The sequence below is a fragment of the Neisseria sp. GT4A_CT1 genome, assembly GCF_000227275.1.
GTDB lineage: Bacteria > Pseudomonadota > Gammaproteobacteria > Burkholderiales > Neisseriaceae > Neisseria.
Window position 1 is genome coordinate 462,109 of sequence record NZ_JH164964.1, and the last position, 14,147, is coordinate 476,255.

The window sequence follows — 14,147 nt, forward strand, 5'->3', positions numbered from 1 at the left end:
CGGCTTTTCTGTTTTACATTTTCAAGCAGTTTTTCAGACGACTTTCGGGGGCTGTCTGAAATGGAAAAAAGCAGCCCCTTTTTATCCTTTCATCACCCGAAACGTCAGATTAATCCGCGGCTTTTGGATGCGGGTGCTTTTCAGGATGGTGTGCAGCCAGTGTTTCTGCGTTTCGCCGTGCATCAAAATGAGCTGTCCGTGTTCCAGCCACATTTCGCGTTTTTCCTTGCTTTCTTTGTGTTTGAAGGCAAATTTGCGCGTTGCGCCGAGGCTGAGGGAGGCGATGGCACTGTCTTTGACTAGCCCTTGCCCTTCGTCGCTGTGCCACGCCATGCCTTCGTTGCCGTTGTTGTAGCGGTTGAGCAGGCAGGAGTTGAAGCGGGTGGGGCAGATGTCGGTGATGGCGGCTTCCACGCGGTTTTTGAGCTCGGGCAAGACGCCGCTCCACGGCAGGGCGATGCGGTTTGCGCCGGAATAACCGTAGTTGTAGGACGTGTCGCCGTACCACGCGACTTCGCGGGCGGTGATGATGTGCTTGCCGTATATCACGGCTTCGTCGTGCCGCCAGGGAATATCGCGCTGCAAAATTTCAAAATAACGGTCGGCTTCGGCGGCGGTGAAAATCCGTCCGAAATCGCTGACGATGCCGTCGTAGGGCAGAAGGTTGACGTGCGGGTTGGCGGTTTTTGGGAAGAGGTCAAGCGTCATCAGTGTCTCCCAATTCTTGCGCCAAAATGGCGATTTTTCGCCCGCGTTGCCAGCGGTAGCCGCCGATGATGCCGCTTTCGCGGATGACGCGGTGGCAGGGGATGAGTAATGCAACGGGATTCTGCCCGATGGCCGTCCCAACGGCTCGCGCGGCGTTGGGTGAGCCTATGCGCTGCGCCACCGTGCCGTAGCTTTGCAGGCTGCCTGCGGGAATATCGAGCAAGGCCTGCCACACTTTGAGCTGGAAGGGTGTGCCTTTGATGTGCAGGGTAACGCGGCCGTGCCGGGTGCGGAAGATGTCAGCGACCTGGCGGTGGAATGCGGTTTCCTGCCCGATGAGGCAGGCGTTCGGATACTCGGTGCGCAATTCGTCCAGGGCAGCGGAGGGGTCGTCTGAAAAACGCATGAAGCAGATGCCTTTGTCTGTTGCTGCTGCCAACAGGTCGCCGAAGGGGCCGGGAATCAGGCTGTAATTGATTTGTAGGCCTGCTCCGCCGTTTTTGTATTCACCCGGGGTCATTTTTTCGATGCCGACAAATAAGTCGTGCAGCCGCCCCGTGCCGCTCAGTCCGCCGCTGTGCGCCGCTTCCGCCACGCTTTCGCTATTTTTCAGGGCGGCCTTGGCGCGGTTGATGCTGATGTGTTGCAGCATTTTTTTCGGGCTGATGCCCGCCCATGCGGAAAATTCACGCTGCAAATGTTCGGGGCTGACATGAACCACTGCCGCCACCTGAGCCAAATCGGGCTGCTCGGCGGCATGGTCGTAAAGGTATTCGATGGCGCGGGCAATACGGAGGAATTGGCGGGTTTGATTTAAGTTCATAAATTATCCTGTCGTTGTATGGGATAGGATAGCCTGAAAGTCGACAAGAAACGACCCGATTATTGATGGAAAGATTGTTTGTCTGTCTGAAATTCATCAATAATCGGGTCGTCTTTATATCGCGGCTTCCTTAAACTTGCATCGTCTTTAACCGCATATGTAAGGAACGTTATGTCAAGCTTATTGAATTTGAACAATAAAACCGCCGCCGTTATCGGCGCGTCGTCGGGTATCGGTCGCGCGGTTGCACTGCTGTTGGCGGAGCACGGCGCAAACGTTGTCTTATGCGCCCGCCGTGCCGACAAACTGGAGGAAACCGCAGCCCTGATTCGCTCGCGCGGCGGACGGGCTGTTGCCGTGGCAGGCGACGCGGCGCTGCCTGAAACGCACGAAGCCGTCGTCCGCGCGGCAGAACGAGAGTTCGGTGGCCTAGATATTGCCGTCAACAATGCAGGCATTATCAGTGCATACAAACCTTTGGCCGACATCTCGCCCGACGAATGGCGCGATACGTTGGACGGTAACCTAACCGCTGCCTTTCTGGGCGCGCGCAGCCAAATTCCCGCTATGCTCGCACGCGGCGGTGGATCGATTGTGTTCACATCCAGCTTTGTCGGCACCAGTTGTGCCCTGCCGAACAAAACCGCCTACGGCTGTGCCAAAGCCGCACTTGCTGCTCTGGCAAAAGGCATCACCGCCGATTATGCCGCCCAAGGTATCCGCGCCAATGCCCTGCTTCCCGGCGGTACGGATACGGAAATGATGACTACCGACCCGCAGCAGCGGGCATGGGCGGAAGGGTTGCATGCGGTCAAACGCATCGCCCGACCCGAAGAAATCGCCGCCGCGATTTTGTTCCTCGTCAGCCCGATGGGCAGTTTTGTAACGGGTACGGCGTTGTTTGCGGACGGCGGAAATTCGGCGGTGAAGTAATAGACCGTCTGAAGATTAAACGCTTCGGCTCAAATCTGCCAAAAACGCCTGCCGCTGTTCAGCGGCGGATTTGTCCATATTGCCGAAGTTGAGCCAACGGCGTTTGGCGATACCGATGCCTTTGAGCGTGTGTCCCACCATCGCTTTGCCGATGCCGTTGCCGCCAAACCATTTCAGATACCATGTGGGGGCGGTAGACGTGCTGATGACCAGTGCTTCTTTGATGTGGGATAGGTTGCCTTTCAAGCCTGTGGCAGTCGGGACGTAGGCGAATGTTTTCAGAAAAACTTTGTCTTCAAATCCTTTGACGATGGCGGGCATATCCGCCCACCAGATCGGAAAGATGAAAATCAGGCGGTTGGTGGTTTTCAAGAGTTCCTGATAATGCGAAACCAGCGGGTCAAGGGCTTTGCCTTGGTTGAACAGGGCAAGCTCTTCTTTGGTGTAGGCGGGATTGAAACCGTCTGCGTATAAGTCGATCAGTTGGTATTTTTCGCCTTTTTCGTCCAACAGTTGCTGCACACGCCGCAAAATGCCGTGATTGAAGCTTTGATCGTACGGGTGGGCATAAATGATTGTGGTAAATGACATTTTTGTACTCCTGAAAGTCAGTTGCCGAGTTTTCCCATGCTATCAAAAGAATGTCGGTTTGCTCAAATCCGTATCGGGCAGGCAAGGCTGAATGATATAGTGGATTAACTTTAAACCAGTACGGCGTTGCCTCGCCTTAGCTCAAAGAGAACGATTCTCTAAGGTGCTGAAGCACCAAGTGAATCGGTTCCGTACTATCTGCACTGTCTGCGGCTTCGTCGCCTTGTCCTGATTTAAAGTTAATCCACTATAAAGCCGCTGCCGGAGTATGGATTCTGTTTTCAGACGACCTTCAACGCTTCTTCCGCCCGCAGCAGGGCGGTTTGCTCGTCGGCTTCGACGATGTAGTTCACGCCCAGCGCGGGGGCGAGTTTGGAAGATTGTTCGCGGAAGAATTGCAGTTGCGCCGCGTCGGGTTCGATGAGGAGCATGGCGGCGCAGCGTTCGGCGAGTTGCGGCCGGTGTGCCTTTATCCATTCGATGTAGGTTTTACGGTCGGCAATGCGCTGTTCGTCGCTCACCTGCCGCCGCATGGGGGTGCAGACGGTGGCGAAGCGGCGGTTTTGGTTTAACAGGGTTTCGAATTCGGCCAGCCAGTCGGCGAAGTCGGCGACGTGGGTCAGGTCGGTCAGGTAGATGGTGCCTTCGGGCAGGGTTTTGGCGGGGGTGAAGTAGTGCATGGGGTTCCTTTGGGTGTTTTTGGGGTTGGGCGCAGGTTGGATATTGTTGATGATTAGACTTCTTGTGCCGTCATTCCCGCGCATGCGGGAATCCAGACCCATCCGCACAGAAACTTATCGGATAAAGAAGTGTCTTCGAGTCTCCATTCTGGATTCCCGCCTGCGCGGGGGTAGCGAAGCGGACTTGCGTAAGCTAATGACGATAATCGGTTGTTACGGCCGTTTCAGACGACCTTCGTTATTCCAGTAACCGTAGGTAGGGCATTGATGCCCGATCTACGTTTTTTTCAGACGACCTCCATCATTTCAGCTTCGTCTAAAACTTCCATTCCGCGCTCACGCCCACGCTTCTGGGGCGTTGGTAGAGTGCGTCTTGGCGGTCGGCGCTGGAAATGAATATGGGGCGGCGGCGGTTGAACACGTTGTCGGCGTAGAGCGAGATGCGGCCTTGTTTGAAGTTGTAGGCGGTGTAGAGGTTGACTTGGTTGTATGCGCCGATTTTGCCTGATTCCGCATTGTCGGCGGCGGAGTAGTAACCGCCGTAGAAGCGCACGTCGCCGCCGGCTTCCCAGCCTTTGTCGTTCAGGTATTTCACGCCGATGTTGGCGGTGTATTTTGGCGCGCGGCCGAGTTTGTTGCCTTCGATGCCGCTGTCGGGATAGCTTTTGATTTTGGTGTTGAGCAGCCCCAGTCCGGTGGTGAGTTTCAGGCTGTCGGTCGCCTGCCAGTCGGCGGCGAGTTCTGCGCCGTAGGTGTGGACTTTTTTGGCATTGCGGATGACGACGGAGTTGGTGCCGAGATAGAAGGGGAGCTGCATGTCGCGGTAGTGGTTCAGGAACAGGTTGCCGGAGAGTTGCAGGCGGCGGTCTGCGCTGCGCCAGCGGGTGTACCACTCGTAGTTGTTCACATATTCGGGCTCATAAGTGTAGGTTACGACGGGACGGCCGAAGGTGATGCCCGCGCCGCCGGGGTTGTAGCCGCGTGCAGCTTTGATGCCGCTGACCCATTGGTCGGTGGGTTTGAAGGCGATGTCGATTTTGGGCAGGAAGACGGTCTGGCCTTTGTCTAAATCAAGGTGCAGTGCGCCGCTGCCGCCGCTTCGTTTGTGCGTTTCTTTTTCAAGGCGGGCGGCGGCAGTAATGTCCCATTTTTCGCTGGGGCTGTATGTGGTTTCGGCAAACAGGGCGCGCACGCTGTTGCGGTCGTCAAAGGTATTGCGGCCGCCGACGCTGCGGATGTCCACCCATTCGTCTTGTTTGCTGCGGAAGTAGTGCAGTCCGGCAAGGCCTTTCAGACGGCCTTTGTTTGAAAAATGCAATACCGGCTCCCATTGCAGTTCGCGGCCTTTGAGTTCGGCGGGCACGCCTTGCGGGCTGACGGTCATCGGCAGGTGCAGCCGCTCGTTGTGGTAGCGGCCGTAAACCAGTTTGTTTTCCAGTTTCAGATAGTCGTTAAGCTGCCACGATACGTCCCAGATGCCCGATGTCGAGCCGGTTACGAACACGGGCTTTTCTTTTAAAAAACGGCGGCTGGCGGTGTTGCCCATGATTTCGTTTTGCGGCGCGCGCGAACGGATGTGGTTCAGCGTCAGGCGGCTGTAAAAATCGGGATGGTTTTCGGGCGTGAGCAGGAGTTTGAAGCGCACGTTGGTGTTTTCCACGCGGCGCGGGTTGCCGGTCGGCTCATAGGACACGAACGGCTCGTAACTTTCACGCTGCTGCCGCTCCGCGCTCAATCTGAAGGCAAGGTTGTTTTTCACAATCGGGCCGGACACTACGCCGGCGATGTTGCGCGTTTTCTGGTTGCCCAAACCCAAGCGCAGCGCGCCTTCCCATTCGTCGGTCGGGTCTTTGGAGCGCATCACCACCGCGCCCGCCACCGCGTTCTGCCCGCGCACATGGCTTTGCGGCCCGCGCAAGACTTCCACCTGCTGCATGTCCCACAACGACTGCGTACCAAAGGCGAATTCGTTGTAAGTGGCGGAGCGGCCGTCTATGGACAGGTTCAGGCGCGGCCGCGTGCCCGCGAAAAACGCCACCGCACCGACGGCGGGTCCCGAGCCGTCCACGCCGCGCACGGTCGGCAAATCGTTGCCGCTGCCCAAGTCCACCGTGTTCACGGTTTGTTTGAGCAGGTCGGTTGCGGAAAGGTTGTGGTCGCTGCGGTCGATGTTCGGCGTGGTAAAAACGCGGTTGGACGTGGCGGTTTCAAAGCCGCTGCGGTTGGTGCGTTCGCCGGTTACGACGACTTCTTCCAACTGCACTTGTTCCGCGTCTTGCGCCGCATCGGCGGCATAAATCCATTCGGAGGCAAAGGCGGCGGCAAGCAGCAGCGGCAGGCGGCGGAGGGTAGGTTTCTGCATTTCCTTATCCTTTCAGACGACATACGTCGGAGCGGATTGAACATCAGGCAATCCAACCGCTCCGTCAGTATGCAAATATTTGTTGTTTACACATTTACATAAAACAAACCATTAATGTAAAGTATAAGAAACAAAAAACAGGAATGCAAGTGTTTATCATTCACTTTACTTCCCCCCTTTTACTTAGCAAATCATCTTAAAACAATTCCCTCTCCCGTTCGGCAGGAGAAGGTTGGGGAGGGCGATTCTGCGGCCTTTATGAATTTGGCTTGCTAAGCATCCGACAGCCCTCATCCGTAGGATGGATCGGAGGGACAAGGTTGCCGTTGCGGTAAGAGGTCGTCTGAAACACCGCCCGTATTGCCATTGCCACCGTGAGGAAATATGATAAGTATCCGACTTGCGGATAACTTTAATGAACCTCCTTTATGAACAAAATCAAAACCTTCCTACCGTTATGACTGCCAGCAAACAACAAACCATCGCCGACACCGCCCGCCGCCTGTTCCGCGAACACGGCTTTTCCGCCGTATCCGTGGGTGGAATCTGCGCCGAGGCCGCCGTCAGCCGCGTTACCTTTTACAAATATTACAGCGGTAAAAACGCGCTCTTACAGGAAATCGTTACCGAACAGAAAAACCGCGTCCGTGCCGAATTTGAAAATCTGCTTGCACGGCAATGCAGCCTGCGCGAAGCCGCCGAAGCCGTTTTTGCTCTGCAACGGCGGTCGTTCGACGAGCTTTATTCCGCCGCCTTCCTGCGCGACATCGAAGAGAATACCGATTTGGAACTGGAGCGGTTTTTCCACGAATTGAACGAAGAAAAATACGCCTTTATGCGCGGCTTCTTTCACACCCTGCAACAACGCCGCCTGATTCAGCCCGATTTGCCGGTGGAACTCATCGACCTGTTCATCCGTCAGGCGGATATATTGATGCGCCATCCGCAACTGGCCGCGCTTTATGCCGCTTCGCCGCAAAAGCTGCCGCAGGACGTATTGGGGTTGTTGCTGCACGGCTTGGCGGGAGAAGAGGGAAGGAACGAGGGAGGAGATTGAGTTTTTTGGAGAAGGTGAAAGGGATTCGCTGCATTTCTCATAAAACGTCGTCTGAAAACGAATTTCGATTTTCAGACGACGTTTTGATTAGGTGCACTAGATTGGCACTAGGAGCTGCATGGGTTTGCCCTGATGCAGGCAAATCAGGCAGGGAATGATTTAGCGAATTTGTCGGCGGAACATCTGCAAGCACATGTTGTGGTATTGGACGGAATCGACTATATTAAGACACAAATTGGACACAGTTGCGACATGAAAAAATACCTTGCTTACGCAAGGCATTGATTTGATTGGTGGGTCCGGTGGGGTTCGAACCCACGACCAAGGGATTATGAGACTTAAATACAAAAACTAACCCATTGTTTTTAAATAGAAGTGAAGTCTGCACATACCATCACATACTATTTATTTCAATGTGTTTCAGTCACAAAATGGACACACCCCAAAGAACGAAAATCCAAGCATTCTAACTTTCAGTTTGCTTAGATTTTCGTTTTTTCTTTTCAAAATGGAAATATTGTAGCCAATGAAAATATTCAAATTATTATTCCTATTGATAGTTTTTATAACTAACACAGTTGTAATTGTCATTCAGCATGAAAATATTACCAAACAAGAAAATATGTTGTTACAGCAACAAATGGAAATTCATATGTTAAAGGTTCAGATTAACCTTATGGACCAAGTCATTGTAATGAATAATATGATCATTAACGACAAAGCTATTTCTTCAAAAACAGATAATTAAGATTACTTATAAGAAACTTATGTAATGCTGCCTTAAAAGGCGGCATTTTTATATAGTAGGAGTGTGCAAGATGTCCCTTAATCAGATAATTCGGATTAACAGAACAATCCACAATGAACAGCCCAAAGATTGGAACGGTTCGCATTTTTTAAAATGTACGCATTCATTAAATAGCCGGTCTCGGATTGATTACTTGATGTACTGCAATGTATTGAAAACCATGTCTGACGGTCGTCTGAAGGTGTATGTTTTTGGAACACGGTATCACTCAATTGAGGGCGGTCGTATCCGTTATGTAAATGACTGGCAGGTATCCCCTGCTGAGAAATGGGATGTGAAAAAAATATGAAAAAAATGTTGAAACTAACTGCCTCGCTCTTTGTTATCTGCCATTCATCGGCGTTTGCCGCTGCCCCATACCCGCAATATGAGGCTTTGGTTGAAAAACATTCCGCTGCCCAAAGGCTAGACAAGAATTTGGTTTGGGCAGTTATGGGACGTGAAAGTAGTGGTAACCGTTATGCCCTGTCTAACAAAGATGCGCGAGGCCTTTTGCAGGTTATTCCTGGGACGGCAGCACGGATGGGGGTAAACCCAAAATACCTTTACGATCCGGAACAAAACATCATCGCAGGTACTCGTTACCTGCGTTTTTTATGTAACCATTTTCCTGATAGATCCAGTATTCACGGCTGTAATCTTGACTTAGTGCTTGCCGGCTACAACGCCGGCGAAGGGGCGGTTCGGAAATATGGTGGCATTCCGCCTTATCAGGAAACTCAAAGTTATGTCCGTAACGTCAAAGCGCGTTACGCACGTTTAAGTGGGAAAAATCCTGCTGCAATACAACCTGTTCCGGTAACGGTTGCCAATAAGAAAACTTCGGATTCGCCATACAGAAAGGCAGTATTCTCAGAATCAACCAATTTCTCTGATACACCTGTCCGAATTGAAAGAGGAATTCATCAACAAGTTGTTCTACAAAAACCAGAACCTAAGTCTTGGGATGTTTTCGGTGATTTTTAATACACGACCTTATGGTCGTTTTTTTGTATCCGCCATATTGGCGGTCTTTTTTTTTGGAGCTTCAAAAATGAAATATGTGAGTGAAAACACCCGTCAATGGGTAAAAGCGGTTTTGTTTTGTGCAATGTTGGGGGGTATTCAGACAGCCTTGGCCGCCGGCGGCCTGACAACCGGAGAGAGTGGGGTCAAACAATGGTTTCAAGAGTGGTACAACATTTTGGCGGTATTAGCAGGTGTGGCAATTGTTGTAGTTGCTGTTGGCGGTTATTTCCAAGAAAAAACGATTGGCGACATTATCCGGGTTTGCGGTTGGATTTTTCTGTTCGGATGCGGACCGGCTTTGGCAGCAGGAATTATTAAGCTTGCAAAAAGTGTCACCTTCTAACTGATACAGGGTGAATATGGATGAACGGATTACCTGAAATCGATATTGACACCGAATACAGTTCTTATGAGGGACTGTCCCGTGTCGCCATGCTGGCCGGAGTTCCTATTATTCCGGGCTTTATTATCTTAGTGGTATTTATGGCTATCGCCATGTTCCTTATGCCTGTTTACGAATTGAAGGCTTTCGGGATTTTCCTGCTGGCCCTGCCCTGTATCTATTTCCTGAGGATGCTCATGAAAAGGGATGATCAGGCATTACGTATATTGGGTTTGGAAATTTACTGGTGGTTCGTCCGGAGGAAGTCAAATCTTTTCGGTGACACCCTAACCATTACAGCAACCAAATTTGGAAGAGACCGCGATGATTACATCCGATTTATTAAGGAAGAGACTGAAGAGGCAGCCGCCGCAGCAAAACTTTTTTCCGAAAGTCAGTCGGCACGTTGCTGAGCACATTGTGCATTATGAAAACGGCTACTTGGGCTTTACCGTTAAATTTGACGGTATTCCGTTTGAAGGCGTGAATGACGGGCACTTGATAGCGGCAAACGAAACCCTCAAAAGGGTTTTGAATGCCGCTGGCAAGCAGTACGGCAGCCGGCTTGCCATATGGACGACGCTCCAACGGCAGAAAATTGATTTGAAAAGAAACTATATTTTCAAAAATAACTTCTGCCGACAGTTTGCAGATCACTATATCGAACAATTCAACCAAAAAGACTATTTTGAAAATTTGTTCTACTTATCAGTCGTCTTGAAATACCATGATTTTTCAGATGGGGTTGAAGAAACGGCGGAGTTGTTGGATTTGATCGTAAAAGGATTAAGCATATTTGATCCCGAACCGTTGGGCGTTTATGAAAACGAGAACGGGGTGGTATTTTCAGATGTCTATCAATTCTTTGGAACACTTTGCAATGGGGGATTAAGGGAAAATATTCCCCTAACCCCTTCTGCGGCATATAAAGTCATCCCTACTGCCGACCTGCATTTCGGTACAGATATTCTGGAGATCAGAAGTGCGGAACATCGAAAGTTTGCTACCTGCTATGATTTGAAGGACTTCGGCCGAAGTAAAATTATGACTTTACTGCCGGTCTTGTCACTTCCGTGTGAATTTACGCTGACGCAAAGTTTTATCTATACGGAAAATGCTGATATGCAGTCGGCCATCAACCAACAGCGTAACGCCTTGAAAAGTGCAAAAGACGAAGCGACAGATCAGCAAGACGAACTGACTTTGGGAAAAGGCGAACTGTCTGCGGGGCGCACCATGTTCGGCGATTATTCCGCCTCCCTTGTTGTATATGGTGATACCCCGAAAGCTGCACGTAAAAACGGCTCGACGGCGATGACGGAGTTCCTCAATGCAAACGGATTCCGTTTTGTCCATGCAGCCGGTTCGATGCCCTCAACCTTTTTCAGCCAAATTCCGGGTTACAAACAGCGTCCACGGATGATGCCGAAAACAACCACCAATCTTGCCACCGTATTCGGAATGCACAACTACTCCCAAGGTAAAAGCTGGGGCAATCCGATTGGCGACGGTTCACCGGTGATGCCTCTGAAAACGCTGTCAAACACCCTGTTTAACCTGAACCTGCATTACAGCCGCAAAGACATTAATATGCGCGGCAAACGGATTGCGGGACATACTTTGATTACTGGAGCAACCGGTACGGGTAAAACCGCTCTGGAAACCGCAATTCTGACCTTTATGGCGCGGTTTGATCCTTATCTGTTTGTTCTGGATTTAGATAGGGGGATGGAAATCTTCGTTCGGGCATTAGGCGGAACTTACTACGCGGTCGAAGAAGGCGTTGACAACGGCTTTAACCCGTTCCAACTGCCCGATCAGCCGAAACACCGTAGTTTCCTGTACCGCTTGGTCAAACAATGTGCCGGCGGCGCAGACGCTTCGGAGGAACGGCAAATCAAGTTGGCAGTCGATACACTCTTCGAACTGGAGTTTGACCTGCGTAATTTCAGCACCCTGCTGGACAACTTGCCATACTCTACCGCACCAAACTCTTTGCGTACGCGTCTCTCCAAGTGGTGCCGCAGTGAGGGCGGAGAATTTGCATGGTGCTTGGACAGCCTGTCAAACCGCTTTGATCCGGAAGCGTTTTTCCGTATCGGTCTGGACGTAACCTGTATCTTGAAAGATGATTACGAGCCGACAGGTCCGGTATTGGCTTATCTGCTGTATTTGAAGGAAATAATGGCAGATCGTGTGGCAGATGAAGGCAGTTTGATGGCTTCGGTCATTGCCGAGTTCTGGTATGCCGACCGGTTTGATATTACAGCCGATTTGATGCTTAAAACACTGAAAACCGGCCGTAAGTCAGGTGAGTTTTTGCTTTTGGATTCCCAGTCACCGGAAGATGCCGCCAACTCCCCCAATTTTGCGGCCATCGTACAGCAAACGCCGACCAAAATTTTCCTACCTAACCCTGACGGCAGCAAAGAATCTTACATGAAATGCGGCCTTTCCGATAAAGAATGCGCTGAACTTCTCAAATTACCGGTTGAAAGCCGTATTTTCCTGATTAAGCAAAGTAAGCAGAGTACGTTCGCCACTCTTGATTTACACGACTTTCATGACGAATTGGTCGTACTTTCAGGCACATCAGAAAATGTTGCCCTGATGCACCGCATTATGGAAGAAACTGGCAGCGAAGACCCCGATGTTTGGCTGCCACTTCTTTATCAGGCTGTATCTGGTAAAACATCCACTTAGTTCGAAGGAGAAAAGCCGAACGCAAATATTCACTGAAATATAAACACATAGGCCGTCTGAAACTGCTTTCAGACGGCCTTTTACTTTCCTGCCGTTTACGGACGGCCTCACCCATCCGCCGCACAATGCGGCGTTTCTCATTATTCGTAGGAGATTTCGATGAAACTGTACAAAGTCAATAAAACAGCGGTGGCATTTGCCGTTGGTCTGATGATTGCTACCTCTGCCCCGACGATGGCGGGTGGTATTCCCGTGATAGACCCTGCGCAGCTTGCCCAGTCGATACAACAGGGCATCCAACTGGGGCAACAAATTCAAAACCAGATCAAGCAAATTACCGAATTGAAGAACCAAGTCAAAGCCCTGACCGGCAACCGTAATCTGGGCAATATCCTGAAAACAGACGCACTTGAACAACTGCCTGATGAGTGGAAATCGGTTTATGATGCAGCCATGCAGACGAAAGGTGGGAACTTTAACAATCTATTGAGTTCCAAAGGCTATAATCAAAACGCGGATAATGAGCGTTTGATCAAACATTTTGATCTGACTCTGAAAGCCATCAAGGATTCAGAACTACGCTTTCAAAACATTAAGGCGTTGATGGATAGGGTAAATACTACCCAAGATGCCAAAGCAGCCGCCGACCTGCAAAACCGTATCGCCTTAGAAAACGCCTATATCCAGCAAAACCAAACTCAACTGGATATGATGGAACGGTTTATGGCACTGGATGAGAAAGTCCAAGTAAAAAAACGTGCGGCTCGCAATAGTTGTATTCGTCAAAATCGGATTAACAACTCCAATACGGCTTGTAGTTAACAACTGAAAGGACATCTGAAATGAAACTTCATCTATCGGGGCTGCTTTGTGCGGCATTATTATTATCCGCCTGCGGTCAGTCCGAAGAAGAGAAGTTTTATCAACAGATGAACAAGGATAGGGAATTATCTGAAATCAATAAACAACGTAACAGTTGCATCCGTCAAAATCGGATTAACAATACGAATATTGATTGTGATAAGAAATATCCTCGTCCTGAAAAATAAACACTGATTAACTAGCTAAAACCACCGTTTCGACGGTGGTTTTCTTATTGGAGACGTTTATGTCAACCTTTTTTGCCGACGTGGCCAAAACGCTCGGGGCGGATTTGGGGCAGAACCTGTTAGATAAGACGGGCGACTTTATCGGGCAGGTTACACCGCTATTCGTCGCCTGTTTTTCTTTTTACGTACTGCTTGTCATTTGGGATTATTACAATTCTAGTCTTGATGTTCTGGCCGTGGATTTTCTCAAAAAATGCTGCGGATGGATGTTGATTATCGGGCTCTCGTTGGCTCCGGCGACTTACATGAAATTGGCCCATATCATTTACGGAATGCCAGACGAGATTGCTGGAATCTTTGCCGGCGGCTACAAAGTGGATGCGTCGGCAATGGATGCCAGTTGGAAATTGTTAATGGATTTGCTTGATAAGATATCAGAACTACATGATCAACATCAATGGTATGAGATAGCCGTACATTTCGGACTTGTTATCAAGATAGGTCTAGTTATCACTATTTGTGGAGCATTGGTTGTCGGGCTGTCTTTTGCCTTCTACATGGTCGCTAAAATTTCCTTGGCTTTGGTTCTGATGATCGGACCTGTATTTCTCGGCTGCCTGTTGTTTCCGGCAACGCGGCAGTACGCGATCAATTGGATCGGCCAGTGTTTGAACCATATTCTGACCTGCACGATGTTTGTTCTGTTGGTTAAAATTCAGATGGCGGCATTTGATAAGGCGATTAACATGGCCATGTCTGGCGGTATTGCCGATTACGCTGCCGCCGAAGTACTACCACCGCTGTTTTTGTTACAAACCATCATCTTCCTAGTCGTCGTTTTCAACATTCCGAGTATTGCCTCAGCTTTGACGGGTGGTGCGGCTGTGTCGGGAGCTTCCCGTCATATGATGTCTCTCGCAAGTGGTTTAGGTACGGCAGGCCGTTTAGTAGGTCGAGCCGGGGCTGCCACACTCAATGCGGCCTCCAATCGCCGTAGCGGCGGCGGTGTCTCCCCGGTGTCTAACAAACGCCCATCTTAATTT

The 14,147-nt window shown here is 50.5% G+C and carries 14 protein-coding genes; 9 read left to right on the top strand and 5 right to left on the bottom strand.

Translation table 11 applies throughout. The annotated features are described in order from the left end of the window. Nucleotides 1-81: 81 nt before the first annotated feature. Entirely contained in the window at nt 82-708 is a 627-nt protein-coding gene (locus HMPREF1028_RS02090) for an alpha-ketoglutarate-dependent dioxygenase AlkB (RefSeq protein WP_009311143.1), read from the bottom strand. Continuing rightward, nucleotides 698-1,531 carry a methylated-DNA--[protein]-cysteine S-methyltransferase gene (locus tag HMPREF1028_RS02095; RefSeq protein ID WP_009311144.1) on the bottom strand — a complete coding sequence of 278 codons (834 nt, stop codon included), beginning with the start codon at nt 1,529-1,531 and terminating at the stop codon, nt 698-700. The genes HMPREF1028_RS02090 and HMPREF1028_RS02095 overlap by 11 nt, the downstream gene beginning before the upstream one ends. 171 nt (nt 1,532-1,702) lie before the next feature. Between HMPREF1028_RS02095 and HMPREF1028_RS02100 the strand changes: the two genes are divergently transcribed. Further along, complete coding sequence (locus tag HMPREF1028_RS02100) at nt 1,703-2,464, top strand: SDR family oxidoreductase (RefSeq protein WP_009311145.1); 762 nt, start codon at nt 1,703-1,705, stop codon at nt 2,462-2,464. Nucleotides 2,465-2,479: 15 nt separating this feature from the next. Here the strand turns inward: HMPREF1028_RS02100 and HMPREF1028_RS02105 are convergent, their stop codons facing one another. The 3 genes from HMPREF1028_RS02105 to HMPREF1028_RS02120 all read right to left on the bottom strand — a co-directional run bounded on the left by HMPREF1028_RS02105 (nt 2,480) and on the right by HMPREF1028_RS02120 (nt 6,097). After that, a complete protein-coding gene (locus tag HMPREF1028_RS02105; protein WP_009311146.1) occupies nt 2,480-3,055 on the bottom strand; it encodes an NAD(P)H-dependent oxidoreductase in 576 nt (191 codons plus the stop codon). A gap of 281 nt (nt 3,056-3,336) precedes the next feature. After that, complete coding sequence (locus HMPREF1028_RS02115; protein ID WP_009311147.1) at nt 3,337-3,735, bottom strand: hypothetical protein; 399 nt, start codon at nt 3,733-3,735, stop codon at nt 3,337-3,339. Between the two features lie 316 nt (nt 3,736-4,051). Beyond that, nucleotides 4,052-6,097 carry a TonB-dependent receptor gene (locus HMPREF1028_RS02120; RefSeq protein ID WP_009311148.1) on the bottom strand — a complete coding sequence of 682 codons (2,046 nt, stop codon included), beginning with the start codon at nt 6,095-6,097 and terminating at the stop codon, nt 4,052-4,054. A gap of 415 nt (nt 6,098-6,512) precedes the next feature. Between HMPREF1028_RS02120 and HMPREF1028_RS02125 the strand changes: the two genes are divergently transcribed. The 8 genes from HMPREF1028_RS02125 (at nt 6,513) to HMPREF1028_RS02165 (ending at nt 14,144) form a co-directional block, all read left to right on the top strand. Continuing rightward, on the top strand, nt 6,513-7,154 hold the full coding sequence (locus HMPREF1028_RS02125; protein WP_009311149.1) for a TetR/AcrR family transcriptional regulator: 642 nt from the start codon (nt 6,513-6,515) through the stop codon (nt 7,152-7,154). A gap of 1,093 nt (nt 7,155-8,247) precedes the next feature. Further along, on the top strand, nt 8,248-8,928 hold the full coding sequence (locus HMPREF1028_RS02135) for a lytic transglycosylase domain-containing protein (protein ID WP_009311152.1): 681 nt from the start codon (nt 8,248-8,250) through the stop codon (nt 8,926-8,928). After that, nucleotides 8,918-9,313 carry a hypothetical protein gene (locus tag HMPREF1028_RS02140; RefSeq protein WP_232203761.1) on the top strand — a complete coding sequence of 132 codons (396 nt, stop codon included), beginning with the start codon at nt 8,918-8,920 and terminating at the stop codon, nt 9,311-9,313. The genes HMPREF1028_RS02135 and HMPREF1028_RS02140 overlap by 11 nt, the downstream gene beginning before the upstream one ends. Before the next feature lie 20 nt (nt 9,314-9,333). Further along, nucleotides 9,334-9,765, top strand: coding sequence for a VirB3 family type IV secretion system protein (locus HMPREF1028_RS02145; protein WP_009311154.1), 432 nt, complete (start codon nt 9,334-9,336; stop codon nt 9,763-9,765). 7 nt (nt 9,766-9,772) lie between these two features. Beyond that, nucleotides 9,773-12,055 carry a conjugal transfer protein gene (locus HMPREF1028_RS02150; RefSeq protein ID WP_009311155.1) on the top strand — a complete coding sequence of 761 codons (2,283 nt, stop codon included), beginning with the start codon at nt 9,773-9,775 and terminating at the stop codon, nt 12,053-12,055. Between the two features lie 159 nt (nt 12,056-12,214). Beyond that, a complete protein-coding gene (locus HMPREF1028_RS02155) occupies nt 12,215-12,877 on the top strand; it encodes a type IV secretion system protein (RefSeq protein WP_009311156.1) in 663 nt (220 codons plus the stop codon). Between the two features lie 20 nt (nt 12,878-12,897). Continuing rightward, nucleotides 12,898-13,104, top strand: a complete 207-nt coding sequence (locus tag HMPREF1028_RS02160) for a hypothetical protein (protein ID WP_009311157.1) — start codon at nt 12,898-12,900, stop codon at nt 13,102-13,104. Nucleotides 13,105-13,163: 59 nt separating this feature from the next. Next, nucleotides 13,164-14,144 (top strand): type IV secretion system protein, encoded by a 981-nt coding sequence (locus HMPREF1028_RS02165; RefSeq protein WP_009311158.1) that lies wholly within the window; start codon nt 13,164-13,166, stop codon nt 14,142-14,144. Nucleotides 14,145-14,147: the final 3 nt, after the last annotated feature.